20 protein-coding genes are annotated in these 25,802 nt (G+C 71.6%); 8 read left to right on the top strand and 12 right to left on the bottom strand.

The genetic code is table 11. The annotated features are described in order from the left end of the window. Nucleotides 1–20: 20 nt before the first annotated feature. From efeB to MMR14E_RS22030, 3 genes are all read right to left on the bottom strand, one after another. Nucleotides 21–1,262: an iron uptake transporter deferrochelatase/peroxidase subunit gene (gene efeB, locus MMR14E_RS22040; protein WP_331317230.1), complete on the bottom strand. Its 1,242-nt coding sequence runs from the start codon at nucleotides 1,260–1,262 to the stop codon at nucleotides 21–23. Nucleotides 1,263–1,340: 78 nt separating this feature from the next. After that, entirely contained in the window at nucleotides 1,341–2,084 is a 744-nt protein-coding gene (gene efeO / locus MMR14E_RS22035; RefSeq protein WP_331317228.1) for an iron uptake system protein EfeO, read from the bottom strand. Nucleotides 2,085–2,482: 398 nt separating this feature from the next. Next, nucleotides 2,483–2,665: a hypothetical protein gene (locus tag MMR14E_RS22030; protein ID WP_331317227.1), complete on the bottom strand. Its 183-nt coding sequence runs from the start codon at nucleotides 2,663–2,665 to the stop codon at nucleotides 2,483–2,485. 244 nt (nucleotides 2,666–2,909) lie between these two features. Between MMR14E_RS22030 and MMR14E_RS22025 the strand changes: the two genes are divergently transcribed. Further along, nucleotides 2,910–5,255 carry a HAMP domain-containing sensor histidine kinase gene (locus MMR14E_RS22025; RefSeq protein WP_331317225.1) on the top strand — a complete coding sequence of 782 codons (2,346 nt, stop codon included), beginning with the start codon at nucleotides 2,910–2,912 and terminating at the stop codon, nucleotides 5,253–5,255. Continuing rightward, nucleotides 5,252–6,631: a sn-glycerol-3-phosphate ABC transporter substrate-binding protein UgpB gene (gene ugpB / locus MMR14E_RS22020; protein ID WP_331317223.1), complete on the top strand. Its 1,380-nt coding sequence runs from the start codon at nucleotides 5,252–5,254 to the stop codon at nucleotides 6,629–6,631. The genes MMR14E_RS22025 and ugpB overlap by 4 nt, the downstream gene beginning before the upstream one ends. Before the next feature lie 130 nt (nucleotides 6,632–6,761). On the opposite strand, the gene MMR14E_RS22015 is transcribed toward ugpB, so the two are convergent. The 3 genes from MMR14E_RS22015 to MMR14E_RS22005 form a co-directional block, all read right to left on the bottom strand. Beyond that, nucleotides 6,762–8,399 (bottom strand): ABC transporter substrate-binding protein, encoded by a 1,638-nt coding sequence (locus MMR14E_RS22015; RefSeq protein WP_331317221.1) that lies wholly within the window; start codon nucleotides 8,397–8,399, stop codon nucleotides 6,762–6,764. Then, nucleotides 8,396–10,723 (bottom strand): HAMP domain-containing sensor histidine kinase, encoded by a 2,328-nt coding sequence (locus tag MMR14E_RS22010; protein WP_331317219.1) that lies wholly within the window; start codon nucleotides 10,721–10,723, stop codon nucleotides 8,396–8,398. Before MMR14E_RS22010 ends, MMR14E_RS22015 begins: the two co-directional genes overlap by 4 nt. A gap of 765 nt (nucleotides 10,724–11,488) precedes the next feature. Next, the gene (locus MMR14E_RS22005) at nucleotides 11,489–12,250 is read right to left on the bottom strand and encodes a response regulator (RefSeq protein WP_331317218.1); all 762 of its coding nucleotides are present in this window, start codon (nucleotides 12,248–12,250) and stop codon (nucleotides 11,489–11,491) included. 134 nt (nucleotides 12,251–12,384) lie between these two features. On the opposite strand from MMR14E_RS22005, the gene MMR14E_RS22000 reads away from it, so the two are divergent. Then, a complete protein-coding gene (locus tag MMR14E_RS22000; RefSeq protein WP_331317217.1) occupies nucleotides 12,385–14,139 on the top strand; it encodes a DUF3369 domain-containing protein in 1,755 nt (584 codons plus the stop codon). Nucleotides 14,140–14,274: 135 nt separating this feature from the next. On the opposite strand, the gene MMR14E_RS21995 is transcribed toward MMR14E_RS22000, so the two are convergent. Next, nucleotides 14,275–14,778: a c-type cytochrome gene (locus tag MMR14E_RS21995; protein ID WP_331317215.1), complete on the bottom strand. Its 504-nt coding sequence runs from the start codon at nucleotides 14,776–14,778 to the stop codon at nucleotides 14,275–14,277. 66 nt (nucleotides 14,779–14,844) lie between these two features. Further along, nucleotides 14,845–16,233: a PLP-dependent aminotransferase family protein gene (locus MMR14E_RS21990; RefSeq protein ID WP_331317214.1), complete on the bottom strand. Its 1,389-nt coding sequence runs from the start codon at nucleotides 16,231–16,233 to the stop codon at nucleotides 14,845–14,847. 191 nt (nucleotides 16,234–16,424) lie between these two features. On the opposite strand from MMR14E_RS21990, the gene MMR14E_RS21985 reads away from it, so the two are divergent. From MMR14E_RS21985 to MMR14E_RS21975, 3 genes are all read left to right on the top strand, one after another. Next, on the top strand, nucleotides 16,425–16,829 hold the full coding sequence (locus tag MMR14E_RS21985) for a DUF983 domain-containing protein (protein WP_331318611.1): 405 nt from the start codon (nucleotides 16,425–16,427) through the stop codon (nucleotides 16,827–16,829). A 434-nt stretch (nucleotides 16,830–17,263) separates the two neighbouring features. Then, nucleotides 17,264–18,532, top strand: a complete 1,269-nt coding sequence (locus tag MMR14E_RS21980; protein ID WP_331318610.1) for an AAA family ATPase — start codon at nucleotides 17,264–17,266, stop codon at nucleotides 18,530–18,532. Further along, nucleotides 18,529–19,482, top strand: coding sequence for an alpha/beta fold hydrolase (locus tag MMR14E_RS21975; RefSeq protein WP_331317213.1), 954 nt, complete (start codon nucleotides 18,529–18,531; stop codon nucleotides 19,480–19,482). Before MMR14E_RS21980 ends, MMR14E_RS21975 begins: the two co-directional genes overlap by 4 nt. Nucleotides 19,483–19,547: 65 nt before the next feature. Here MMR14E_RS21975 and MMR14E_RS21970 read toward each other — a convergent pair whose 3' ends face one another. The 3 genes from MMR14E_RS21970 to MMR14E_RS21960 all read right to left on the bottom strand — a co-directional run bounded on the left by MMR14E_RS21970 (nucleotide 19,548) and on the right by MMR14E_RS21960 (nucleotide 22,754). Then, nucleotides 19,548–19,973: a MucR family transcriptional regulator gene (locus MMR14E_RS21970; RefSeq protein ID WP_331317211.1), complete on the bottom strand. Its 426-nt coding sequence runs from the start codon at nucleotides 19,971–19,973 to the stop codon at nucleotides 19,548–19,550. A gap of 1,269 nt (nucleotides 19,974–21,242) precedes the next feature. Beyond that, a complete protein-coding gene (locus MMR14E_RS21965; RefSeq protein WP_331317210.1) occupies nucleotides 21,243–22,109 on the bottom strand; it encodes a porin family protein in 867 nt (288 codons plus the stop codon). 264 nt (nucleotides 22,110–22,373) lie between these two features. Beyond that, complete coding sequence (locus MMR14E_RS21960; protein ID WP_331317208.1) at nucleotides 22,374–22,754, bottom strand: hypothetical protein; 381 nt, start codon at nucleotides 22,752–22,754, stop codon at nucleotides 22,374–22,376. A gap of 533 nt (nucleotides 22,755–23,287) precedes the next feature. On the opposite strand from MMR14E_RS21960, the gene MMR14E_RS21955 reads away from it, so the two are divergent. Further along, complete coding sequence (locus tag MMR14E_RS21955; RefSeq protein ID WP_331317207.1) at nucleotides 23,288–23,989, top strand: GntR family transcriptional regulator; 702 nt, start codon at nucleotides 23,288–23,290, stop codon at nucleotides 23,987–23,989. Between the two features lie 10 nt (nucleotides 23,990–23,999). Here MMR14E_RS21955 and MMR14E_RS21950 read toward each other — a convergent pair whose 3' ends face one another. Continuing rightward, nucleotides 24,000–24,416 carry a nuclear transport factor 2 family protein gene (locus MMR14E_RS21950; RefSeq protein ID WP_331317206.1) on the bottom strand — a complete coding sequence of 139 codons (417 nt, stop codon included), beginning with the start codon at nucleotides 24,414–24,416 and terminating at the stop codon, nucleotides 24,000–24,002. A gap of 198 nt (nucleotides 24,417–24,614) precedes the next feature. Between MMR14E_RS21950 and MMR14E_RS21945 the strand changes: the two genes are divergently transcribed. Continuing rightward, nucleotides 24,615–25,796 carry an ABC transporter substrate-binding protein gene (locus MMR14E_RS21945; protein WP_331317205.1) on the top strand — a complete coding sequence of 394 codons (1,182 nt, stop codon included), beginning with the start codon at nucleotides 24,615–24,617 and terminating at the stop codon, nucleotides 25,794–25,796. The last annotated feature ends 6 nt before the right edge of the window (nucleotides 25,797–25,802 follow it).

The raw sequence follows: 25,802 nt of genomic DNA, 5'->3' as shown, positions 1-25,802 counted from the left end.
GGATCCGCGCCGACGCAGTTTCAGGTCGCGGCCAGCATGCCTTCCCCGAGGAAGGAACCGGGCCCGGACACGCCGGGCAGGGCGAAGAAGTAGCCGCCGCCGATCGGGCGGACGTACTCTTCGAGACCCTCGCCGGACAGACGGTTCTGCACGGTGATGAACCCGGCGGCGAGGTCCGCCTGGTAGCAGACGAACAGCAGGCCCATGTCGAGCTGGCCGGCGGCGGTCAGCCCGCGTGAATAGTTGTAGCTGCGGCGCAGGATCAGGCTGCCCTCGGTACCCGGCAGGCGCGGGTTGGCCAGACGGATATGGGCCGCGAGCGAGATGGTCTCGCCGTCCGGGTCGGCGGCGTAACCGGGGACGTCCCGCTCGTGTCCCTGACCGAGCGGCGCCCCGCTGCCCTTGTGCCGGCCGATGATGGCCTCCTGCTCGCCGAGCGGCGTGCGGTCCCAGCGCTCGACCAGGGTGCGGATGATCCGCACCACCTGGTAGCTCCCGCCCGCCGTCCAGGCCGGCTCGTGCTGCCCCGCCCCGACCCAGACGTGACGGTCCATCAGCCCGGGATCCCGCACGTCGAGATTGGCGGTGCCGTCCTTGAAGCCGAGCATGTTGCGCACGGTGTCGGCCCCCATGGTCTTCACCACGTGGGGCGGGAGGAAGCCCTCCATCTTCCAGCGCGGCGTCAGGAGGCCGGGCGTCGCCTTGATGACGTCGCGCAGGGCGTGGATGTTGGTCTCGGCGGTGTTGGAGCAGAGCTGGATCAGCAGGTCGCCGTGGCACTGCGCCGGGTCGAGGGCGTCGTTGGGGAAGCGCTCCATGAGGCCGAGATGGCGCGGGCGGGCGCGCCCCAGGCCGAACCGGTAGTCGAACAGGCTCGCGCCGACCGACACCGTGGCGGTGAGATTGTCCGGGAGGATGGTCGGCCCGAGGATGCCGGAATTGCGCGGCGGCATCTGCGGGTGGAGATCGGGCACGGCACCGCCCCGCGTCAGGAAGGCGAGTCGCTCGGTGAGCGTCCGGAACAGGTGGGGCAGCTCGCCGCGCCGCTCGGCGAGCACGTCGAAGGCGACGTAGAGGGCGGCGGCCGGCTGCGGCGTGACGATGCCGGCCTGGTGGGGACCGTAGAAGGGCTGGGCGACGAGCGTCCCCTCCGTGGCGGTGGTCGGCGTCGCGTCCTCGGCCCGTGCGGGCCCGAGGAGCGCGGCGGCGCCGAGGCCGCCGAGAAGCCGGCGGCGGGTGATGACCGGTGAAGGAAGGCGCATCGTCGCTCGGCAAGATCAGGTCGCGCTACCGCCTTTAGCCACGAAGAGAGGCCACAGGGCGGCACCTCGGCAATGATATCAGTCTAGACCGAGCCGGCCACGCAGCGTCGACAGATCTTCGGCCAGGAGCGTGATCGGCCCCTTCAGGGCGTTGCGGTCGCGGGCCGTGAGGTTGTCGTAGCTCTGGAAGCCGCCGTCCGGGCTGCGGTAGCGGGCGAGCAGGTCCTCGACCCGCTTGTAGCTGCGCTCGACCCGGGCCACGAAGTCCCCGTCCGTCAGCAGCGGGCGCAGGAGCGTGAACACCGCCTTCGAGCCCTCGATATTGGCCTGGAAGTCCCACAGGTCGGTGCGGCTGTACCGCTCCTCCTCGCCGCTGATCTTGGTGGCGGCGATCCCCTCGATCAGGCCCGAGGCGGCCCCGACCGCCTTGGCGGGCGGGATGGCGAGCGCCGCGACGCGGTCGCGCAGGGTCACGGTCTCGGCGGCGAGCCGATCCGCGATCTCGCCGAGCCCCTCCGTCGTGCCGAGGGTGAAGAGCGCCATCTCCAGGCGATGGAAGCCGACGAAGGCGGGATCGCGCTCGCGCAGCTCGAACTCGTCGCTGCGCACGTCGAGGCGCTTGATCAGGTCGGGGAACAGGGCCGCCACCGGCTCGATGCGCTCGTAGGGCGCGCGCGCCGGAGCGTAGAGCCGGCGCGCCTCGGCGAGCTGCCCGGCCTGGATCGCCGCGACGAAGCGCGCGGTCTCGCGCACGAAGGCGTCGGCCTGGGCCACGACGTAGGTCCTGTAGGCCGCGAGGGCCGCGGCGAGGTCCGGCGCCACCGGGGTCCGGCGCCACCGGCCGGGACGGCCGCGCGGGGCGCGGGCTGTCCGGCACGTCGAGGGACCGGGCCGGGCGGGCATCGCCGACGCCGATCAGCATCGCCAGAGCGACGGCCGCGGATCGGGATCGGTCCCGGGCGAGGCGTGGAGACTCGGGCATGGGCGGCGGACCGTGACACGGGGCGCGGCCCGAGCCGGCCGCACAGTCCGGCTAATCGAGGCCTTACCGGTGGGCAACGGCCGCTCACGGCGGCGGTTCGGGGCCGGACCCGGTGGACCGGCTTGCCGCGGGGCTCGCGGAGCATGGCCGCGGCGCGTTCAGACGAGGAGCGGGATCAGGATGGCGAGCAGGACATTCCCGCTCACCAGCAGGATCAGGGGCAGCGTCTCCATGCCGGTCAGCCCAGGCAGGCCACGGCGCGGATCCCGGCCGTCGCGGGCTTCGCGGGGCAGGCCGGCGCGGCGGCGGCGACGCGGGTGCCGGCCGGCTGGCCGGTGACGGCGTGCGACAGCGCGGGCAGGTAGGTCGTACCGACCATGATACCGGCCGACAACAGGAGGCGGGCGATGACGTCGAGCATGGTGTTTCCCCTCATCCGGTCTTCGAGGACCGTTGTGCGAGGCGGTATCTACGGAAGTCGTGCTGCGCGAATATTGCGTCCCGTGTTGCTTCAGCGCTCTCGGGAAGTCATCAGGCCGATGGCACAATAACGGACGGTGTCGCCGCGGAATCGGTGACGATCGGGAGGCCGCACGGGTGACGGGGCGCGGGACACGGTGCGGGAGACGGTGCGGGACACGCTGCCGGACACGGTGCGAGGCGCCATGATCCGCGGTTTCGGGAGGTCCGGGATCGCGCGCCGCGTCCTCGTGGTCGGCGCCATTCCGATCCTCGTCGCGGCCGCCATCGCGCTGGGCGCTTGGATCCTGCTCTACGAGGCCGAGCGCGCACGGACCGGCGCCGTGGTGGCGACGGAGACGGCGCAGACGCTCACGTCGATGAACCGGGCGCGGGCGGACGCCGTCAGCGGCGGCACCGCGCGGCGGGACGAGGCCGAGCGCCGCTTCGACGAGCGGGCCGCCACGGCGGCCGGGCAGCTGGAGCGTCTGGAGGGTCTCGCGCGGACGCGCGGCCAGTCGGCTCTCGTGGCGACCGTCACGGGGGACCTGATCTCGCAGGTTACACGGATGCGCTCGCTCCTGCTGTCCGAGCGGACCGCGAACGCGACGATCGCCGACATGGCCCGGCGGGCGGACGCCCTGGTGGCCCTGACCGACGTCGCCCGCCGGCGCCAGCAGCAGGACAACGCGCAGCTGATCGCCGTCCTGGCCGTGAAGGATGCCGAGCTGGAGCGGAACCAGGGCGTCGTCACCGCGCTGCGGGAGCTGCGCGAGGCGATCAGCACGGCGGAGCTGAACCGGGCGCGCATCGGCCGTCCGGTCTTCCCGATCGAGTTCGACGAACTCGCCGCGGACCTGCGGCAGCTCGATGCGGTGGGCAACCGGCTGCGCCGGGTGCTGCGCGTCGACGGCGAGGCCGGGGCGGCCGACCGGGCGACGGAGCTGCTGAAGGCCTACCGCGACCGGAGCCGGACCGAGGACGACCTCAACCGGGTCCTGTCCGAGGGCTTCGAGCTGACCCGGGCCACCCAGGCGGGCCGCGTCCTGGTCGAGTGGTGCGACCAGCTCGTCCAGCTGAACGTCGCACGCCAGAGCCGGCTCTACGAGGAGGTCGCCCTCCTCATCCGGCACTCGGTCCTCTCGAACGAGGCCGAGCTCTCCGCCCAGGATGTCGCCCTCACGGCCCTGCGTCTCGCCCGGCGGACCGATGCGGCCCTCGCGCGCCGGGACACCGCGGAGGCGTCGCGGGTGCTGGCGGCGGGCGCCGAGCTGTCGGGCACGTCCCGGACTCTGCTCATCCCCGTGAGCATCCGGGACGAGATGGCGGACGCGATCGACGGCTGGCGCACGCAGCTCGCCGCGACGATCGAGAAGATCGGTGATCAGAATGAGACCATCGCCGACATGGACAGCCGCGCCGCCACGATGAGCGCCAACGCGCAGACGCTGAGCCGGGCCTTCATCGACGATGCCGACCAGTTCGGCAGCGTGATCCGGCAGTTGCTGGTCGTTGGGGCGGTCGGCGCCCTGTGCCTCGGGATCGGCGCCGCCGCCGCGGTGGCACGCTCGATCACCCGGCCGCTGCACGCGCTCCAGCACAGCATCGTCACCGCCGCCGCCGCGCCCGCCCCCGAGGATATTGGCCGTGACGGCCACCTGCTCACGCGGCGCGACGAGCTCGGCGACATCGCCCGGGCGACCAACGCGTTCCTGGAGCAGATCCGCCGCCGCGAGGCGGACCGGCGCAACGCCTCCCAGCGGGCCGACGACGCGCTCACGACCCTCCGGCAGGCCCAGGAAGACCTGATCCGCGCGGAGCGGCTCGCCTCGCTCGGTCAGCTCGTGGCCGGCGTCTCCCACGAGATCAGCACCCCGCTCGGCATCGCCCTGACCACCGCGACGCAGGTCCAGTCCGACTCGGCCGCGTTCGAGCGCCTGGTGGGCGAGAACCAGCTCTCCCGCTCGCGGCTGACCCAGTATGCCGGGCGTATGCGGGAGGGTGCGCAGCTCCTGACCAGCAACCTGATGCGCGCGGCCGACCTGCTCTACAGCTTCAAGCAGGTGGCGGCCGATCAGGCCATCGAGGACCGCCGCGCGCTCAACCTCGGGGACTGGATCGACGAGTTGCTGAAGAGCCTGCGCGCCCTGGCGCGGCCGGGCCGGCACGTCTTCGTGGTCGACTGCCCACCCGACCTCGTCGTCGACACGCTGCCGGGGATCCTGGCACAGGTCGTCTCGAACGCCGTCAAGAACGCGATCGAGCACGGATTCCAGGAGCGTGAGGGCGGTCGCATCACCATCAAGGGGATCCGGACCGGGGACGGGATCGGCCTCGCGATCGCCGATGACGGGCGCGGCATCGACGGCGCCGACCTCGGCCGCGTCTTCGACCCCTTCTTCACGACAGCCCGCGCCCGGGGAGGCACGGGCCTCGGCCTGCACATCGTCCACAACCTCGTGGTGAACCGCCTCCAGGGGCGAGTCGAACTGCAGAGCAGCTCCGGCGCCGGCACGGTGCTGCGGCTGTGGCTTCCGGAGCGGCTGGCATGAGCGGCGCGACGCGACCAACCCGGCGCGGAATCGGCCGCCTGCCGCTGCCGAGCGCCCGCTGCCCGCTGCTCATGATCCTGCTCGTCGGGCTGCTCGCCGCCCTGCGCCCGCTGCCCGCCGCAGCCCTGACCGAGCTCCAGTTCTGGCACGCCCTGGACGGGCCGAACGGCGAGCTGGTGACCCGCTTGGCCGAGACGTTCAACGCCTCCCAGCCCGACTACAGGGTCGTTCCGGTCTACAAGGGCGGCTACGCCGAGACGATCAGCAGCGGCATCACCGCTTACCGCACCGGCGCGGCGCCGCACCTGCTGCAGGTCTTCGAGGTCGGCAACGGGACCATGGCGGCCGCCATCGGCGCCGTCAGGCCGGTCGCCACCGTGATGCGGGAGGCGGGGCTCTCGGTGACGCCGGACGATTTCCTGCCGGTCATCGCCACCAACTACCTCGATGCCGCGGGCGGGATGCTGTCCCTGCCCTTCAACGTCTCCTCGACGGTGATGTGGATCAACCGCGACCGGTTCCGCTCGGCGGGCCTCGACGCCAAGCAGCTTCCGGCGACCTGGCCCGAGGTCTTCGAGGCCGCGCGGCGGCTCAAGGCGGCGGACGGCGAGCGGTGCGCCCTGTCCTCGGCCTGGCCGACCTGGGTGCATCTCGAGCAGCTGTCGGTCTGGCACGACCGCCCGCTCGCGACCCGCTCCAACGGCCTGGACGGCTACGACGCCGAGCTCGTCTTCAACGGCCCGCTCCAGGTCCGGCACCTGCAGAACCTGGTCGACCTGAAGCGCGCGGGCGCGTTCGAGTACAACGACCGCGTCAATCGCGGCGAGAGCCGGTTCGTGTCGGGCGACTGCGCGATCTTCCTCACCTCGTCGAGCCTGTACGGCAAGGTCGCCACCGCGGCGCGGTTCGACTGGACGGTCGCGCCGATGCCCTTCTATCCCGACGTCGTGCCGGAGCCGCAGAACGCGATCCTGGGCGGCGGCTCGCTCTACGTGATGCAGGGCAAGACGCCGGACGAGTACCGCGGCGTCGCCCGCTTCCTGGCCTTCCTCATGGACGGCCGGCAGCAGGCCGCGCTGTACCGGAACACCGGCTACATCCCCACCACGCGCGGCGCCTACGCCGACGCGGTGGCGGAGGGCTTCTTCGAGCGGCACCCGCAGCTCCACGTGGCCGTGCAGGAACTGACCCGGCGGCCCCCGACGCGCAACACCGCCGGCCTGCGCCTGGGCAACATGCTGCAGATCCGGGACATCTGGGCCGAGGAGCTGGAGGCGGCGTTGGACGGTGCGAAGGCGCCGCAGCGGGCCCTCGACGACGCCGTGGCGCGGGGCAATCAGGTGCTGCGGGTCTTCCAGCAGCGGACCAAGAAGTGAGCGCGACTGGTCGGTCGGCCCACACCGTCATCGCAAGCGCCGCGAAGCGACCCAGGGATGCGCGCTGTTAGTGGACGTGGCGCTGCTGGATTGCTTCGCTCTGCTCGCAAGGACGGCACAGGCGTTGCCGTCACCGAGAGCCGCGGAACCGCACCGTCTCGAACAGGTGGCGGCCGAGGGGATCCATCCTCAGGCCGAGCACGTCGCTGCGCAGCGCCAGATGCACCCTGGTGTGGGCCAGGGGCACCCAGGGCATCGCGCGCCGGACGATGGCCTGAGCCTGCCGGTACAGGGCCTGCCGCGTCTCCCGGTCGCCCGTGCGGCGGGCGGCCTCGACCAGCCGGTCGTAGGCCGGATCGCACCAGCGGGCGAGGTTGGCGCCGCCGGTCTCGGCCGCCTTGCAGCCGAGCAGGACGCTCAGGAAGTTGTCCGGGTCGCCGTTGTCGCTCGTCCAGCCGTAGAGCATCAGGCTGGGCTCCCCGCCGTAGAGCGCGGCGCGGTACGCGTTCCAGGGACGCGTGACCGGGCGCGCGCGGATGCCGACCTGCGCGAGGTCGGCCTGGATCATGTCGGCGACGCGCCGGCCGTCCGGGTTGTAGGGCCGGCTGACCGGCGGATACCACAGCTCGACGTCGAAGCCCCCGGCGAGGCCGGCTTCCGCCAGCAGGCGCAGCGCCTCCGCGCGGTCGAAGGGGGTGTCCGGGAGGTCCGTGTCGTGGGCCCAGATCCCGGGCGGCAGCGGCCCCTGCGCCAGGATCCCGGCATCGCCGTACACACCCGCCACGATCGCCCGCCGGTCGATGGCGAGATTGACCGCGCGCCGCACCCTCGCGTCGCCGAAGGGCGCGCGGGTCGTGTTGAGGGCGAGGTAGGCGACGTTCAGCTCGGCGAGCGACAGCAGCGTCAGGCCCGGCTCCGCCCGGATCGCATCGAGGTCGCCGATCGCCGGGAATGCCATGGCGTGGCACTCCCCGGCCCGCAGCTTGGTCAGCCGGACCGCCGCGTTGGGCGTGATCGCGAAGACGAGCCCGTCGGGGCGCCCGCCCGGTTCGCCGTCGTCCGCCGCGCGGCGCCAGTAGTCCGGGAAGGCGCGGAAGCGCAGGACCTGATCCGGCCGGTACCCCTCGAACACGTAGGGGCCGGTCCCGATCGGCGCCCGGGCGATCTCGTCCGGCAGGTTGTCGGCCGCGAGGGCCGCGGCGTATTCGGCCGACAGGATCGCGCCGAAAGCCTGCGCGATGTTGGCGAGGAAGGTGGTGTCGGCCTCGCGCAGCCGGAAGCGGACGTGGCGCGGATCCGGGGCGTCGACGGCCTCGATCAAGTCGGCGAGGCCGAGGTCGTGGAAGTAGGTGAAGCCCTGCGCGGCGCCATCGGATTCGGAGCGCCGCTGCCGGGCGAAGGAGAACACCACGTCCTCGGCGTTCAGGGGCCGCGAGGGGGTGAAGCGCGCGTTGGCGTGGAAGCGGACGCCGTCCCGCAGGGCGAAGACGTAGGTCCGGCCGTCCTCCGAGACCGTCCAGGATTCGGCGAGGGCCGGGCGGATCGTCGTGGTGCCGGGCGCGAACTCCACGAGCGTATTGTAGACCTGCCACGCGGCGTTCATCGTGGTGGTGGTCGTGGCGCGGGCGGGATCGAAGGATTCGGGGCTGCCCTCCGAGCAGAACACGAAGGTGCGCGCCATCGCCGGGCCGGGCCCGACGAGCAGCGCGGAGACCAGGCCGGCAGCCAGGGCGAGCAGCGCCGCCCGGTATGCCGCGGCCGGCCTCACGGTGCCGGGATCGCGCCGGCCCGCGGCCGCGCGGCCGCGCCGGTACCCGCGGCGGGAAAATCGACCTGCACGACGGTCCCCCGACCGCGCTCGCTGCTGACCGCGATGCAACCGCCGAGCTTGGCGGTCACGAGGTTGTGGACGATGTGCATGCCGAGCCCCGTGCTGCCGGCGCTGCGGGCCGTCGTGAAGAACGGATCGAAGATGCGGTCGAGGTGCTCCGGGGGGATGCCCTGGCCGCTGTCGCGGACCTCCAGCCGCACGAGGCCGTCGGGGCGTACAGACACGTCCACGCCGATCCGTCCCGGCTCACCCGCCCGGAATCCGTGCACGACCGCGTTGGCGATGAGGTTGGTCACGATCTGAGCCAGCACGCCGGGATTGGTGGCGATGACGAGGTCCTCCGGGCAGGCACGCTCCACGACGTGGCCCCCTTTCCGCAGCATCGGCCGCAGGCTCGCCAGCAGGTCGTCGAGCCAGGTCGCCAGCACGACGCTGCGGCTCTCGTCGCTGACGCGGTCCACCGCGACCTGCTTGAAGCCCTGGACGAGATCGGCGGCCCGGGTGAGATTCGTGCAGAGCAGGGTGGCGCCCTCCTCGACCCGGGCGACGAAGTGGTTCAGCCGGGAGCGCGACAGCGTGCCGGCCGACAGGCCCGCCCGGAAGGTCCGCGCCTCGTCGCTCATCAGCGTCCCGGTGGTGAGCGCGATGCCCAGCGGCGTGTTGATCTCGTGGGCGACACCGGCCACGAGCTGCCCGAGGGAGGCGAGCTTCTCGGCCCGGACAAGGTTGTCCTGGGTCCGGCGCAGCTCGACCAGGGCGACGTCGGCCTGATCCTTCGCCCGGCGCAGCGCGCCTTCCCGGCGGGTGATCTCGGACACGAAGACCGCGGTGGCGCGCGCGATGTCGCCGAGTTCGTCCCGGCGCGCCGTGCCCCGCACGGCCGCGCCCGCCGGGTTTCCGGTCAGCATGACCATATCGCCCTGCAGGGCGCGCAGCGGCACCAGGATCGAGCGGGCGACGAAGATCACCACCAGGGCGCCGAACAGCAGGAGCCCGGCCGCGCCGACGAGCAGGATCCGCTGGATGAAGATGCCGAATCGGTCGGCGTCCTCCACGAAGGCGTCGTTGAGCGCCTTGGCACTGTCGATCATCGTGTCGGCGAGCCCGTCCATCGCGCCGATCATCGCGTTCTGCTGCCGCAGGCCCCCGATCGTGGTGGTCAGACGCGCGCGCCAGCCGTCGAGGGCCTGGACCATCTCGGCCTGAATCAGCGGCGAGATCGGCAGCGAGGCCGCGCTCCGGGCGAGTCGCTCGCCCTCGTCGTGCATCCGCTCGGCGAGGGCGGCGTCGCGGTGCAGGAGGGCCCCGGCGGTCCGCGGCCCCAATTTGAGGGTGCCGATCGCGACGTTATGGGTGGCCTGCTCGATCTCGTTGGCCTCCACGGAGTAGGCCATCAGCTGCGCCACCTCGTCGTGCCGGCTCTCCTGGCCGGAAGTCTCGATCTTCAGGGTGCGCTCGATCCAGCCGTCGAGCTTCGCGCGGGCATCGGGGCTCCGCCCCGCCGCCCCGGCGCTGAGCGCGTCGAGGGTTTCCGCATCGGCCTCCCGGCCGTCGGCCCGCAGCGCCGCCGCGAGGTCGCGACTGGCGGCGCGGAAGAGGTTCTGCGCGCGCGGCCCCTCGCTGTCCGCGCCGGTCGCCTCGGTGGGGTCGGACGCGGGGGCGTCGCTCCGGACCGCGCCCTTTGCGGCGATCGCGGCGCTCTCCGCGCTCCGGGCCCTCAGGGTGTTGAGGCGGGTGACGAGGCCCCGCGCGACCCGCAACGCCTCGACCTTCTCGGCCATCGAGCGCGCGAGGTCGGCGTTCGAGGCCTGCTGCCGCAGGCGCGCCCGGTCGGTGAGATCGATCAGGGTGTCGGCCCGCTGCGTCATCTCGCGGATCAGGCCGTCATTCTCCCGGGTCCGCCGGACGAAGGCGTCCATCTCGCCCCGGTAACGCGCCAGGGCCCGCTCCACGGAGGCGATGCGCGCGCGCTGCTCGTCGATGCGGGCGAAGGCGGCGAGCCGTCCGAGACCGGACTCGGCGCGCGCCGTCAGGCCGGCGAAACGCGCGGCATAGGTGGACCGGTCCTGCGCGTCCGCGGCGGCGTACTGGTCGCGGATCAGGCGGGCGGTGGCGATGTCGTGGTACACGTCGGCGACGAGGACCGCGCCGCGCCGGGCGCGCTCCTCCTGCGCCAGGAGGAGCCAGCCGGCCACGGCGATCGCGCCGGCGGCGAGGATCGGCACGCCACCGACCAGGGCGATCTTGGGTCCAACCCGCATCCGCGTCCCGACATTGGGGTCCCGCAGCAACTTAAGTCGGCGCCGGAGTCCGGCGCAATCACGCGGTTCCGCGCGCGCCCGGTCGGCGCGGCGCCGCTGGATCGCGTCGCCACCCGCGCGAAGACGCCGCCGCAGCCACCCGCCACGCGCAATCTCAGCGGGTTCGGGATCCGGCCGGCCGCTGGTCGGGGCCGGACAGCACCGCATCCTGCGGGACACGCGCACCGTCGCGGGGCGCCGGCACGCCGAAGCGCTCCGCGCGGGTTGGCTCGCGCCGCGGACCGGGAACTCCGCCGCGCAGCATGCGGCGCAGAAGGAGGAGCAGGTCGGGATCTTCGTCGGCGCCGGGAACGTCGCGGAAGTGCGGCATGACGGTTCGCGCCCGTTACCGCGTGCCGGGCGCGGTATCGACCGCGATGAGCCGAACGCGGCGGCCGGTCGGAGCCCCGGCGGTGGCGGCTCCCGCGCAGGCGCTCGGCGTGTAGGGCCAGGCGCCGACGCGGCCGGAACGCCGCCGCGGGCCGCCGCGGGCGCGGGGCCGGGAACCGCGGTCCAGCCGATGGAGGCCAGGATGCACAGCGTGCCGGCCGCCGCGGCCGACGAGGTCCCGATCAGGTGTCGCATGGCCCGTCCTCCGGGCACTCGCGGCCCTCGGTCCTGCCGCGCTGATAGGGCTGCGCTGTACCGCCGATATTGCTTCCGGGACGCTCCGGGGACCGGATTGTTGCGAGGTCGCCTCACGACGCAACATCGAGTCGCGGCGCATCAGTCCCCCTCGGGCCTGAAAATGTACCCGAGCCCCCGCACCGTGCGGATGTAGCGCGGATTACCGGGATCCGGCTCGACCTTCTTGCGGATGCGGTTGATCCGAACGTCGATGGCGCGGTCGAACGCGTCCGGGTCGCGGGCGTCGGCGAGGTCGAGAAGGCGCTCGCGGGAGAGGGCGCGCCTCGGGTTGTCGGCGAACGCCTTCAGCAGGTCGAATTCCGAGCGGGTGAGCGCCTGCTCCAGACCGGCATCGTCGCTCAGGCGCAGGGCGTCGAGTTCCAGCCACTTGGTGCCGAACCGGATCCGGCGTCCGCGCGCGGGAACCGGGGCCGGCGCGGCGCCCGGTATCTGCACCCGGCGCAGGACCGACCGCACCCGGGCGACCAGTTCCCGCAACTCGCACGGCTTGGGCAAGTAATCGTCGGCCCCGAGTTCCAGCCCGACCACGCGGTCGATCGCGCTCGCCGTCGCGGTGAGCATGATGATCGGAATCGCCGTCCGGGCCTTGAGGTCGCGCACGATCGAGAGCCCGTCCTCCTCGGGCATGTTCAGGTCCAGCACGATCAGGTCGGGGCTGTGACGGGCGAGGTGCTCCCGCAGGGCGCGCCCGCCGTCGCACAGGACCACCGAGAACCCGTGAAGCTTCAGGTAATCCCCGACCATCTCGCGGGTCGCCGGCTCGTCGTCGACGACGGCGATCGACGGGATCGCCGCGCCGCCGCGGGCGGTCCCGGGGGCGGGGCTGTCTGGAATGGTCATCGCAGCGGTGCGCACTTTCCGGGTTCGCTCTGGAACGAATTCAGGAATCGTATCGGCTCACCGTAGCGTGACAAGTTTTCAACACGATTTCTAGCGTAGTCGTCCGGTTGCGAGCAGCATTCCGGGCCATAGCGATGGACGATGATACCCTTACGCTGATCCCAGACGATCTCGAGGAGGCGCGGCCGACCGCCGGGGCCTGGGTGATCGCCGTCATCGACGACGACCCGGCGGTCCATGACGGCACGCGCTACGCGCTGGCGAGCTACACCCTCGACGGGCGCGGCCTGGAGATCCTCACCGCCCGTTCGGCCGCGGAGGCGCGGGTGCTGCTCGCCGAGCGCGGCGACGTGGCGGTGGTGCTGCTCGACGTCGTGATGGAGACCGACAATGCCGGGCTGGAGCTGGTGGACTACATCCGGCGCGACCTCCGGCAGGAGACCGTGCGCATCATCCTGCGGACCGGCCAGCCCGGGCAGGCTCCGGAACGCCGGATCATCGTCGACTACGACATCAACGACTACAAGGCGAAGACCGAGCTGACCGCCGACAAGCTGTTCACCAGCCTCACCGCGGCCCTGCGCGCCTATCAGCAGCTCAAGCGCCTCGACGAGACCCGGCGGGGACTCGAGATCATCATCGACGCCGCGCCGATGCTCCTCGATCACAAATCGATGCAGCGGCTGGCCGAGGGCGTCCTCACCCAGGTCGCCTCGCTCCTGAACGTCGCCTGCGCCGGCATCTTGGTCCTGCGCGAGACCGCGGCCCCGCAGGAGCGCTTCTGCGTCCTGGCCGGATCCGGCTGCTACGGCCACTATGCCGGGCGCGAGCCATCCTGGCCGCTGGAGGAACGGGTGCAACCCCTCGTCGAACGGGCCTTCGCCGAGCGCCGCCACAGTTTCGGCGAGCACTGGTCGACCCTGTATCTGCACACGGCGAGCGGCAGCGAGATCGTCGCGCTGATCGAGGCCGACCGCCAGCTCTCCGAGACGGACCGGTCGCTTATCGCCCTGTTCACGAGCCGGCTCTCCATCGCTTTCGACAACGTCATCCTGTACGAGCGGCTGCAGCAGACCAACGCCGACCTGGAGCGGCGGGTCGTCGAGAGGACTGCGGAGCTGATCCGGGCGAACCGGCGGCTGGACCTGCAGCGCTCGGACCTGCGGCGCGCCAACAGCCTCAAGACCGAGATCCTCGGCACCATCGCGCACGACCTGAAGAACCCGCTCGCGGTGATCCTCGGCCGCGCCGAGATGCTGTCCGACCTGATCGACATGCAGGGCGACCGGGAGCAGATGCGCGCGCAGCTGCAGCACGTGCGCACCAGCGCCAAGGGGCTGACGACCATGATCGACAGCCTCATGGCAGACGCGATGACCGACGCCCTCGACATCAGCCTGCGCCGGGAACCGGTCGACCTCGCGGGCCTCGCCCGGGAGGTGTGCGAGGCCGACCGGCCGCTGGCCGACGCCAAGGGCCAGACCCTGGTCTGCGCGGGCCCGGACGAGCTGTTCCTGTGCGGCGACGCCGAGCGCCTGCGGGAGGCGCTCGACAACCTCGTCTCCAACGCCATCAAGTACAGCCCGGCGGGCGGGGCGATCACGGTGCGGGTCAGCCGCGAGCCGGGGCCGCGCGGCGCGGAGCTGATCTGCGCCGTCGCCGACCACGGACCCGGCCTGTCGCCGGAGGATCTGGCCCGCGTCTTCGGGCGATTCCAGCGCCTGTCGGCCAAGCCCACCGGCGGCGAGAACTCGACGGGGCTCGGGCTCTCGATCGTCCGTCGGATCGCCGAGCTCCACGGAGGCCGCGCCACGGCCGAGAGCGCCGGACCAGGGTTGGGGGCAGTCTTCGCGATCCGCTTCCCGGAAGACTCCGTCGGGCTGATCTGACGCGCGGCGCCCGGAACTCTCCCGCCTCCCGACGGCCCGTCACTCCGCCGGATCGAACCGGAACCCCGCGCGGCAGGCGACCGGCTGAATGCGCGGCCGCGTGCCGGCAGATGAGCGGCGGCCTCCCGGTCCCGCTCAGGGGCGGGACGGGTGCGCCTCGGCGCCCCCTGAGGACTGCGTCCGGAGATACGCGATGAGGTCCGCCCGGTCGAGGGGATCGGGGAGGCCGCGGAAGCTCATGCTCGTACCGGGCGCCAGCTTCGCCGGGGCGGAGAGCCACAGGTCCATTCTCTCCGGGGTCCAGGTTCCGCCCAGCGACCGGAGCGCACCGGTATAGCCGTAGCGCCTGCTGTTGCTGGCAACGGGCTTGCCGAGCACGTCGTAGAGTCCGGGACCGTTCCGATCGCCCGCCCCCGGGCTGATCGTGTGACAGGCGGCGCACTGACCGAACAGCCGCCCGCCGCGCTCCGCGTCGGCCACCCGCATGACGTCGGCGAACGTCGGTGTCTCGCCCAGGGACCGGCGGCGCTCCTGCCCGTCGTCCGAGCAGGCCGTCGCCAGCAGTATCAGCGCGAGCGGCGCGACGTGCGCGGGACGAGACAGGATCCGCGGTCGCGTCCGCAGGGGGCAGCACAGCATCGCATTCCCTTCGCGCGGGGAGGAGACCGGTACGGCAGGCCGAAGGCGCGCGCCGCCTCGGCCGATTCAGACGACGGTCGAGATCGCGCCGGGCGGATGCGCCAGCAACGTCGCGAGCAGGCTGAGGCCGTATCGCAGCGTCTCGGCGTCCGGCGCGGCCCCGAGGGAGACGCGGATGGCCTCCGGGGCGGTCCCGACCGCGAAGGCGTCGCTCGGGACAACGGACACGCCGAGCTGTCGCGCGTGGGCGCCGAACTCACCGCGGCGCCACGGATCGGGGAGGCGGAGCCACAGATGGTGCCCGCACGGATGCGCCCGGACGTCGAGATCGCGGAGCGTCTCGCGCGCGACCGCCTGCCTGAGCTCATTCTCCTGCCGGATCGCCGCGACGACAGCGTCGAGCTCACCCTCGGCGATCCAGTGCGAGGCGAGCGCGGCCGTGAGGGGCGAGGCCATCATGTTGATGGCGCGCAGCTCAGCCGCCAGCCGCACCGCCTCGTTCGTTCCCGGTACCGCGACGTAGGCGATGCGCAGGCCGGGACTCGCGCATTTGGACAGCGTCGCGATGTGCCAAGTGAGGTCGCTCGCCTCCGCCGCGAGGGGAGCCGGCGCGTCGAGGGGCAAGACCCCGTACGCGTCGTCCTCGATGATGGCGACGCCGTGCGTGCGGGCGATCCCGGCGATCTGCCGGCGACGGATCGCCGGCAGGGTCGCCGTCGTGGGGTTGTCGAGCGTCGGAACGAGGTACAGGGCCCGCGGCCGCTCGGATTCGCAGCGCTCGCGGAAGGCGTCCGGATCGAGCCCCTCCGCGTCGGCGGCCACTGGCACGAGGCGGACGCCGCGGCGCTCCGCGGCCATGCGCAGCCCGGGATAGGTGAGTGCCGGCACGCAGAGAGCGTCGCCCGGCTTCAGGAGGGCGGCGAGCACGGCGGCGAGCACGACCTGGGCACCGCCCGCGACGAGGACGCGCTGCACCGGAAGTGGCCCGAGCCGTCGACCGAGCCAGTGGGCCGCCGCCGCCCGGTCGGCCAGGTTCCCGGCGCTGTCCTGGTACTGCATCCGGGCGAGGAAGCCGGACGAACCGGCGAGCCGCGCCAGACCTGTCTCGAGGCGCTCCGCCAGCCGCGCCGCCGCCGGCTGCGGCGGCATGTTCATGCTGAAATCGACGCTGCCGGACGGATCCGGCCGCCGCATCTCCGCGGCCGGCGCGCGGGCTGCCCGGACGAAGCTCCCCCGGCCCGCCGTCGCGTCGATCAATCCGGTTCTGCGCGCCTCGTTGAAGGCTCGCGTGACCGTCGTGAGATCGACGTTGAGCCGCTTCGCCAGGGCGCGCTGCGGCGGCAGGCGCGCGCCCGGCGCGAGCCGCCCGGCACGGATATCCTCGGCCAGCGCCCTGACGATGGCCATGTATTTCGGTCCCGCATCGCCGGCGATTGTCGGGATCCAAGATTCCATCGTTGACCCCTGTTGTCCCGCTCGCGTATGCATACATTTACGATGCGGCCAGAGCGAGCCGCGGCCATGCCGCGCCTACGCTGCCCGGATCGGCGAGCCCGCGCCGCGATTGTATGGCTGAGTAGGCCATACAATCGACGAATACAAGCCCGGCCGCTCACGCGCCGACCTCCGGTTCAGGAACGTGGATGATGCAGAGGACCACCGATCACTCGCTCATGTCCGTCGGCCTGCGCTGCCGCTGTCCGCGCTGCGGGGAAGGACGCCTGTTCGACGGCTTCCTCACCCTCAGGCCGCGCTGCGAGGCGTGCGGCCTCGACTACGGCTTCGCCGATCCGGCGGACGGGCCCGCTTTCTTCATCATGATGACGATGGCATTCCCCGTCACCGCGTTCGGCATCTGGCTCGAGCTCACCTACGATCCGCCGCTCTGGGTCCACGCGGTGGTGACGCTGCCGCTGCTCCTCCTGGCCTGCGTGCCGATCATCCGGCCGCTGAAGGGCCTCTTCATCGCCAGCCAGTACATCAACAAGGCCGAGGAGGGACGCCTCGCGGTCCCGAAAGCGCCCGCCTCCGGTCCGCCATCGCGGGACTGATCGCATCGCTGCGCCGCGCGCCCGACGCGGCGACGCCGGACAAACGACGGATGTCCCGCACGCGGCAGCGGGGCCCCGTGAGACCGCAGCATGTTGACCGCAAGTCGATGCCCGGGCTAGCCTCGTGGAATCAGAGTATTCCGAGATGTCCCGCCGGCGCAGTGCTTCAACCGATCGTTCAGATGACGTGGCTGCGCGACGCATGCGGGCCACGTACGCGCGCCGCCTCGGCACCCACGCGGATGGTGGCAGACGATGCGCCGAGCCGCGCGGGAGGTTGCACGGGTCATTCTCCGGACCGGACGCCGTCCACGTCGCGACACGGGGCCTGTGAGGGACCTGCCGCTGACCAGAGGGCGCGACGCACGGGGACGCCGACACCGCGACCTGTCGGCCTGCCTCGGCGAGCGGGCTCAATCTGACGGGAGGGGCGTATCGAGACCGCGATCGCACGCCTGGAGCGCGCCATCGACCGCGCCGCCAGAGGGCTCGTCGGGCGTCGCCAGGTGGTGGAACTGGTCCACCTCGCCCTCGTGGCCCGCGAGCATCTCCTGCTGATCGGACCGCCCGGCACCGGCAAGTCGGCCGTGGTGCGGGCCTGCGCCGCCGGGACCGGGGCGCGCTGCTTCGAGTACCTGATCGGGCGCTTCACCGAACCGGCCGAGCTGTTCGGCCCGCTGGATCTCGAAGCCCTGCGCGCGGGCAAGCTGCGGCCGGACGTCTCCGGCATGCTGCCGGAGGCCGAGTTCGCCTTCCTCGACGAGGTTTTCCTCGGCTCGACCGCGATCCTGAACGCGCTCCTCGGCGTGCTGAACGAGCGCCGCTACCGGCGTGGGCATTTCGACACCGCCGTCCCGCTGCGCTGCTGCGTCGGCGCCAGCAACGCCCTGCCCGAGGATCCCGGCCTCGCGGCCTTCGCCGATCGCTTCCTCGTCACGGCCTTCGTCGATCCCCTGGCCGATGCCGATCTGGAGGCCCTGCTCGCCGGTGACGCGACCGCGTCAGTCGAAGCCGACGCCGGGGAAGCGCCGCTGACGCTCGCCGAGATCGACGCCCTCGCCGGGGCCGCGGCGCGGATCGACCTGGGCCGGATCCGGCCGTCCTACGCGCAGGTCGTGCGCAAGCTGCGCGCCCGCGGCGTGCGCCTCAGCGACCGGCGCGTGGTCCGGGGACAGGCGCTCGTCGCGGCGGCGGCGCTCATCGCGGGCCGCACGGCGGCGGAGGAAGCCGACCTGTGGCCCGTGATCCACCTCGTCCAGGACCGGATCGCGCAGGACGAAGCCCGCGACCTGCTGCGCGTCGAACTCGGCGCCGCGGCGAGCCCTGTCCTGCCCGCGGCCGCCAAGGCGGCGGGCTACGGTCCGGCCGCCCGGGCCGCGGACCTCGCCAGGGAGGGAGAAGCTCTGGCCGCCGCCGCTCCGGACGACCGGGCCGCCCCCGCCTTCGAGGCCTGGCTGGTCCGCGCCGAGTCCTTCCTCGTGCAGATCGACGCGGCGTTCGGGGCAGAGGACCGCCCGCCGACCCTCNCGGAACGGCGCAGCGCGGCCCTGGGCCTCGCGAGCGCCGGCGGCTCGCTCGGCCAAGTGCTGCTCGTCCCGGTCGCGCAGTCGATCAGCGCGGTCGCGGGCCTGAGCGCGGCGCTCCTCCACGCCCCGATCGACGATCGTCCGGTCGCAGCGTCCTCTGCCGAGGGGGTCCGGTGACGCACGTCACCGGTGCGCCGGCCGCGACCGAGGGGGCCGGCCCGCGCGCCATGGCGATCACCTGTCGCGACGGCTACCGGCTCAACGGCCGTCTCTGGCGCCCGGACACGTGCCGCGCGCCGGTGCGGGGCTCCGTCGTCGTCAATCCGGCGACCGGTGTCCGCGCGCGCTACAACCGCGCCTACGCGCGGTTCCTGGCCGAGCGGGGCTTCGCGGTGCTCACCTACGATTACCGCGGGATCGGCGATTCGCGGCCCGCGCGCCTGAGGGGATGCGGCATCCGCTGGCGGGACTGGGGCGAGCTCGACTTCGACGCCGCTGTCCGGTGGATCCGCGACCGCGAGGCGGGACCGCTGATGGTGGTCGGCCACAGCTTCGGGGGCTTCCTCCCGGACTTCGCCGAGGCCGCCGGCGCGGTGGACCGCATCCTCACCGTCGGCGCGCAATTCGCCTGTCGCCACGATTACCGGGCCGTCGACAGGCTGGAGATGATCGCCAAGTGGCACCTGCTGATGCCGTCTGTGACCGCCGCCATGGGCTACTTTCCCGGCCATCGGCTCGGGTGGATCGAGGATCTCCCGGCCGGGGTCGCCTACGAGTGGGCATTCCGCGGGCGGCGCATGGAGGCGAGCTACCCGGCCGCCGACCGCCCGGCGCTCCTCGCCCGCTTCGCCGCCGTGCGCGCCCCGATCCTGGCGGTCGGCGTGCCGGACGACCCGTTCGGAACGCCGGCGGCGATCCGCCGGGGCCTCGGCTACTACGTGTCGAGCCCGCGCATAGAGGCTCAGCTGACCCCATCCGCGATCGGCGCGGAGGCGCCCGGCCACTTTGGCCTGTTCAACGCGCGCAGGAGCGGCCGTTTCTGGACCGACACGCTGCGCTGGTTGGGCGACGGGCACAATCCCTGGCCGGAGGCCGCGATCGATCCGGGGCCCCCAATCCCCGCCTGATCGCGGCAGCTGCCGGCAGAGGCGTCGGACGTGCTCCGGCGGACCGAGCGCGCGGCCGCGGATGCCTACCCCGCCTTGTGACGCAGTTGCAGCGATCGCGCGATCGCGGAGCGCTTGGCCGCGTAACCCGGGGCGACCATGGGGTAGTCGCGCGGTAACCCGTACTTGGTGCGGTAATCCTGCGGTGTCAGTCCGTGGGCCGTCAGATGACGCTTGAGCGTCTTGTACGACCTGCCGTCGATGAAGCTGATCAGGCCCTCGGCCTGGATGGACGTGCGGACCTCCCGCGCCGTCGCGGTTTCGGGCGTCGCGATTGCGCGCACCGGTCCCACGCTGATCTGGCACAGCATCTCGTACGTCCTGGCTATCATCTCACAGAGTTGGACTGGCGAGATCGAATTCCGGGTCACGTAGGCGCAGACGATCTTGATTGAATTCTGCAACGCCGGGTCGCATGCTTTCCTGCCGTCAGTACCAACCTCAGGTAGCATACCTTAAATTCCCCCTCTAAACGCGCTCTATGAGAGTTGTATATCAATTTTCACCTGTCAATCCTTTGCCTTGATTTGACTTGAAAAAATGCTGGCGCAGACGATATTCTACTTACAGAGACAATGACTGAGCGATTTCTCAACCAGAAAGGGGCTCCGTCGCGCGCATCACGCGTGCAACACACCTGGTCTGCGGATCATCCATCCGGACCTCGTGGGCGGTTCCGACAACGCGGACGATCGTGCAAACGACGTCGCGTGCTGAAGTGGGCCGGACCGACGAGGCTCGGCCGATGATCGATCGAGACCGGGCCCCTGCGACGGTTCTCACGGGCGAGATCCGACCCGGCGAGCTCAGTTGACTCTCGGCGGCCAGATTCTTCGGCGCTGTTACGGCCGCGCCCGAGAACTGATTTCGCAACTTACGCGTCAGTGAGACTCACGATTTGTATACCCGCAGTAAACCTGATCAATTCCGCTTTCCCTGTTCTCGAAGCCATGCAAATGGTCGCCTTCAACCACCGTGTTGACGGCGGTCTCTGCGAAAGTTCAGCGGGATGCTGAGCGCTTCGGTGATGCGATGCTGCCCTCGCGCGGGTCGCGAGCGGGGCAACCTGACCGGCGCCGACCTGAGCCAGGAGGCGGCGAACTCGCAGGCGCTATCGACCCGCCAGTCGATGGGCATCTCGGCCCTGTCATCGGGCGCCCACGCGATACAGCCGGAGGAACAGGGCACCGAGCGCGCTCGACCCGTGCACGGTGAGCCGCGTCGAGAACAAGGGCTGCTCGATCCCGCTCAGACGGCTCCACACATCGTTGCTCCTAGAGGTCGATGCGGTGGGGTTCCGGCGGCGTCGGCCGCGCGCGCGGGGTGCCGCGCGGCGGTCCCACCGAAGTCCGCCGGCGCGACGCTCCGTCGGGGTCCTGCTCGGTCCGCGCCCCGAGAGGGCTCCCCCGACCAGCGCCGCGGCGCGGACCGACGGCGGGAGGCGGAGCGGGAGGAGCAGGGCCGGACGAGGACGGGGATGGATGCTGCGCGGCCGATGGTGCCGAGGCCGGGTCGGCCGGAGGCGGAGGGCCCGTCCACGCGAAAGCCCCGGGAGCGGTCAGCTCCCGGGGCTCTGTCGACCTCGCGGCCAGTTTGATCGGGCTGGGGATGCAAGGATCGAACGAAGGGCATCGCCGCCGCGCGGCGACCGACATGCAGAGGACCAGTCCCATGCCGGATCGTCGCGCGGGCCGATGCGACCCTCGAGGCGCGGGTTCGGCTCAGTACGAGCCGAACTTGTAGTTCAGGCCGGCGCGGACGACGGCGAACTCGGTGTTGGCGGCCGCACCGTTGAGGTAGGCGACACCGCGCGGCGGCAGCAGGTTCGGGATGAAGACGCCGCTGGCGGTGTTCTTCTGGCGATCGAGGTTCACGTACAGGCCTTCGACCTTCAGGGTGACGGCCGAGGAGCGGAAGAAGTTCAGGAACGAGTCGGTGGGCAGGGCGTACTCGACGCCGCCGCCGACCGCGTAGCCGTTGCGGAAGCTGCTGCGGAAGTTGCGGCCGGCGAAGTTCTGGTCGTCCTGGCCGGAGCCGTAGGCGTAGCCGCCGGTGCCGTACACGAGGGTGCGGTCGAAGGCGTAGCCGAGGCGGCCGCGGGCAGTGCCGAAGTAATCCAGGCCGTTGCCGCTGGTCGCCACGTAGGCGCGCGGCGCCGAGAAGGCGAAGCCCGGGGTGCCGGCAAGCCCATAGTTGAGCGTGCCGTTGGCGCGGCGGGCGAAGTCGACGTACTGGGCGTCGGCCTCGAAGCCGATCACAACGCCCGAGCCCGGGGTCAGCTGCCAGTTGTAGCCGATCTGGGCGCCGCCCGAGAAGCCATTGTTGCTGCTGCGGTTGTTGACGCTGACCACCGCGTTGGTGTCGGGCGAGTTCGCCAGCGTGCCGCCGCGCAGGGCGTAATTGGTGGTGTTGCGGCTGTTGGCGTCGAAGCCGTAGCCGGCGTTCACGCCGACGTAGAAGCCGGTCCAGGTGAACACCGGCACCGGCGTGAACACCGGCGGCGGCGCGGCACGCCGCGGCAGGTCGGCGGCGGAGGCCGCGGCGGTCAGGGCAGTGAACGCGGCCAGAGAGGCCAGAATCTTGGTCATGTCTGTGTGAATTCCGTTTGAGCCAGCGGCTGGCGATGACGTATCATTCGAGTCGTTGCGAAGATGTAACCTGCCTGCAACACGGCGAACATTGGAGCGACGTGGAGAGACAAAGCCTTAACGATTCCTGAGCGTCGGAGATTTACTCAAGGACGAGAAGCGATGACTTTTATCGTCTTTGGGTTGTGTTTCCGGCAGTGACGGACCGGATTGTCCCCTGCCCTGAGTCGCGCATCGGCCGCGCGCGGCTTCGGTGCGGGCGGCTCAGCGGCGCGCGGGCTGCGGCTCGAAGTCGAGGCCGCACCGCTTCTCGGCGGAGGCCTGTTCCAGCGCCTTCACCTCGCCCTTGAGCCGCGCGAGCTCGGCCGTCTGGTGATTGTCGCCGTCGATGAACAGGAGCGCCGGCAGGAACACCACGGCGCCGACGGTGGTGGCGACCTGATCGCCGCGGCGCTTCTCGTCCTGCGCACCGGCCGCCTGCGCGGCGCGCACCGAGACGCGGCCGGCTTCCTCGCGGATCTGGGTGCAGGACAGGCTGCTGTACTGGATCGGCGACACGTACGTAGCGGCCACCTTGTCCGAAGAGGTCGCGCATGCACCGCACAGGATGCCCACGACCATTGATGGAAGAACGATCTGCTTCATGATTGCGCCCCCCGCACGATCGTCGTCGCAATCTTTCGCGCGATCTCGACGTCGTCTGCGTCCGCGGGGGCCGTAAGGTACGGTCCGTCGATCGGCTGTAGCCCAGCTTACACACATGGCATGAGATCAATTTATTGGGACGCAGAACACCAATTTTGAGACAGGAAGTCCTGCCGAGCCGAGTCCAAGCATTCGGCATGATCACGATACGGTGAAGGGTCGTGGCGCGTGAACGGGCCCCGGAGATCGGAAACACTTTCTTCACGCTCACGAGCCGGCAGACAGGGCGCGCCGTCGGCGACGCGGCAGGCGCGCATCCGCAGCGGCCGGGCGCTGCTTGTATCGCTCGACCGGAGGGATCCGCGGAGTCGGTTGGGCGTCGACGACGCTGGCGCGACCGTTGCACCTGCGGCCGCAGGTCTGCGAAGAGCCCACTCGCCTGAGGCCGGGATGCGTCGGGATGGATCGCACCGGGAGAGGATCATGACGGATCAATCCGCACGGACTCGGGCGCCAGAATGCGGGCGCCGTCCATGACAGTGGCGGACGCGGGCGATCGCGTCGGGGCGATCTGCCAGGCCCTGCGACGGGCCATCGTGGAACGGGCCCTCGCCCCGGGCGACCGCCTGCCGGAGGACGCGCTAGGTGAGCGGTTCGGAGTGAGCCGCACCATCGCCCGACAGGCCCTGCTGCGGCTCGCCGGGGAAGGCCTGGTCGACCTGCGCCGCAACCGCATCGCCGTCGTGGCGACGCCGAGCTGGGAGGAGGCGCGGGACACTTTCGACGTCCGCCTCGGCCTGGAGCGGCTCGTGGTCCGCCGCCTCGCCGGACAGCTCGGCCCGGATCAGCGCCAGCGTCTGCTGGACCAGATCGCCCGCGAGGAAGCCGCCCGGGGCGGGCCCGAGGCGCTGTCGATCCGGCTCGCCACGGAGTTCCACCTGATGCTTGCCGAGATGACCGGAAGCGCCGTGCTGACCCGCTACGTCGCGGAACTCGGCTATCGCTGCGCCCTGATCCTGTCCCTCTACAGCCGCCCGCACTCCTCGGACTGCGCCGTGAGCGAGCACCGCGACATCGTCGCCGCCCTGGTCGCGGGCGACGCCGAGCGCGCCGTCGCGCTCATGGACCACCACCTCGACGCGGTCGCCGAGAGGGCCCGGATCGTTCCTCCGGCCCCGCGCGAGCGCGATCTCGCGCGCCTGCTGGCGCCCTACGTCGCGGGCGGCGGGGCCTGAGCCCGCCGCGTCAGGCCGTGAGGCCGTGCTTGATGAGGAGGCGCTCGGCGCTGTCGTTCCAGACCTCCATGCCGACGATCAGCCCGTCGCGCACGGTGAAGCGGTCGACGTAGCGGTTGCCCTCGAAGGGCGTGCCGTCCGGCCACGCGCCGTACAGGGTGCCGAGGCTGTAGACCGTGGTGACGCCGTCGCCCGGGACCACGTCGAGCCGCTCCATCCGCTTCTTCACCCAGGCGTAGCGGCCGGCATTGAAGGCCGTGACCTCGGACGGGTGGTGGAACACCCGCGCGCCGGTGAACACGATCCGGGTGCCGGGCGCCATGTAGCGGGCGGCCGTCTCGGGATCCGGGACCATCGAGGCCTCCAGATAGGCGGTGACGTTGGCGGCGTCGCGGGCGGTCGCCGCATCGCGGGTGACGTCGGTCATGGCGGGTCTCCTGTCGGCGCCACCGTGCCGCAAAAGCCCGGTCTGCGCATGCAGTAAGTGTATGCACTTTGACGAGCAATTGAGCACACGATGCCTCCGGCGATGCACGCATGCGGCGGCGCCGACCCCGGCTCGGCCGATATCGCGTGGCATGGAGGTTGCGCAAAGCAGGCTGCGCCCCGCCCTCGGAGACACGCCATGGCCTCCTTCCTGCCCCCGACCCTGCGCCGCTTCGCGGTGACGACGAGCGCCCTGCTCGGCCTCGCCGTCTCGGCCGCGCAGGCGGCCGACACCGTCAAGATCGGCCTCGTGACCGCCCTGAGCGGCCAGTCCGCGAAATCCGGCGAGGCGATCTCCCGCGGGATCGGGCTCGCCATCGACGAGATCAACGCCAAGGGCGGCGTGCTCGGGCGCCCCCTCGAGCTCGTGGCCCGCGACGACGAGGCCAACCCGTCCAAGGGCGTGCTGGCGACGCGCGAGCTGATCCAGCGGGTCGGCGTCGTCGCGGTGGTCGGCGGCCTCGACACGCCGGTCTCGATGGCGATCGTGCCGATCGCCAACCAGATGAAGGTGCCGTTCATCGGCCCCTGGGCGGCCGGCACCGGCATCACCCGCAACGGCGCCGCCGACAATTACGCCTTCCGCGTCTCCGCGGTCGACGCCCTCGTCGACGAGGCGCTGGTCGCCTACGCGGTGAAGACCTACGGGGCGAAGAAGCCCGGCATGATCCTCGTCAACAACGCCTGGGGCGAGTCGAACCAGAAGGGCCTCAAGGACGCCCTGCAGGCGGCCAACCTCCCGGCGGCGGGCATCGAGAAGTACGAGGCCAACGACGTCGACATGGTGCCCCAGCTGTCCCGGCTGAAGGAGGCCGGGGCCGACGCGCTGTTCCTCGTCGGCAATGTCGGTCCCTCGGCCCAGGTGGTGAAGTCGCTGGACCGGATGGGCTGGTCGGTGCCGGTCGTCTCGCACTGGGGCCCGGCGGGCGGCCGTTTCGACGAGCTCGCGGGCCCGAGCGCCGGGAAGGTCCACTTCATCCAGACCTTCACCTTCGCGGGCAACGCGTCGCCGAAGGCGAGCGCGGTGCTCGGCGCGCTCAAGGCCAAGTACCCGGCGATCAAGTCGATGGCCGACGTCACCCCCGCGGTCGGCATCGCCAACGCCTACGACGCGACCCACCTGCTGGCGCTCGCCATCCAGGCCGCCGGCTCCACCGAGGGGCCGAAGGTCCGCGACGGCTTCTACAAGATCGGAACCTATCCGGGCCTGATCAAAACCTACGACAAGCCCTTCGCCCCCGGTCAGCACGACGCGCTCGGCCCGAACGACTACGTGTTCACCCGCTTCAAGGACGGTGAGATCGTCGCGGTGACCAACTGAGCCCGG

Origin of the sequence: Methylobacterium mesophilicum, assembly GCF_036441335.1 — a bacterium.
Lineage (GTDB): Bacteria > Pseudomonadota > Alphaproteobacteria > Rhizobiales > Beijerinckiaceae > Methylobacterium > Methylobacterium mesophilicum_B.
This window is presented reverse-complemented; position numbering and strand designations above follow the sequence as displayed.

Coding starts and splice junctions, on each gene's coding strand:
- MMR14E_RS21985 (WP_331318611.1), top strand. CDS start 16,425: ATGCAGAGGACCACCGATCACTCGCTCATGTCCGTCGGCCTGCGCTGC.
- MMR14E_RS21950 (WP_331317206.1), bottom strand. CDS start 24,416: ATGACCGACGTCACCCGCGATGCGGCGACCGCCCGCGACGCCGCCAAC.
- MMR14E_RS21945 (WP_331317205.1), top strand. CDS start 24,615: ATGGCCTCCTTCCTGCCCCCGACCCTGCGCCGCTTCGCGGTGACGACG.
- MMR14E_RS22005 (WP_331317218.1), bottom strand. CDS start 12,250: ATGACCATTCCAGACAGCCCCGCCCCCGGGACCGCCCGCGGCGGCGCG.
- MMR14E_RS21960 (WP_331317208.1), bottom strand. CDS start 22,754: ATGAAGCAGATCGTTCTTCCATCAATGGTCGTGGGCATCCTGTGCGGT.
- MMR14E_RS21995 (WP_331317215.1), bottom strand. CDS start 14,778: ATGCTGTGCTGCCCCCTGCGGACGCGACCGCGGATCCTGTCTCGTCCC.
- efeB (WP_331317230.1), bottom strand. CDS start 1,262: ATGCGCCTTCCTTCACCGGTCATCACCCGCCGCCGGCTTCTCGGCGGC.
- MMR14E_RS21965 (WP_331317210.1), bottom strand. CDS start 22,109: ATGACCAAGATTCTGGCCTCTCTGGCCGCGTTCACTGCCCTGACCGCC.
- MMR14E_RS22025 (WP_331317225.1), top strand. CDS start 2,910: ATGATCCGCGGTTTCGGGAGGTCCGGGATCGCGCGCCGCGTCCTCGTG.
- MMR14E_RS22010 (WP_331317219.1), bottom strand. CDS start 10,723: ATGCGGGTTGGACCCAAGATCGCCCTGGTCGGTGGCGTGCCGATCCTC.
- MMR14E_RS21970 (WP_331317211.1), bottom strand. CDS start 19,973: ATGCTACCTGAGGTTGGTACTGACGGCAGGAAAGCATGCGACCCGGCG.
- MMR14E_RS22030 (WP_331317227.1), bottom strand. CDS start 2,665: ATGCTCGACGTCATCGCCCGCCTCCTGTTGTCGGCCGGTATCATGGTC.
- ugpB (WP_331317223.1), top strand. CDS start 5,252: ATGAGCGGCGCGACGCGACCAACCCGGCGCGGAATCGGCCGCCTGCCG.
- MMR14E_RS21955 (WP_331317207.1), top strand. CDS start 23,288: ATGACAGTGGCGGACGCGGGCGATCGCGTCGGGGCGATCTGCCAGGCC.
- MMR14E_RS21990 (WP_331317214.1), bottom strand. CDS start 16,233: ATGGAATCTTGGATCCCGACAATCGCCGGCGATGCGGGACCGAAATAC.
- MMR14E_RS22000 (WP_331317217.1), top strand. CDS start 12,385: ATGGACGATGATACCCTTACGCTGATCCCAGACGATCTCGAGGAGGCG.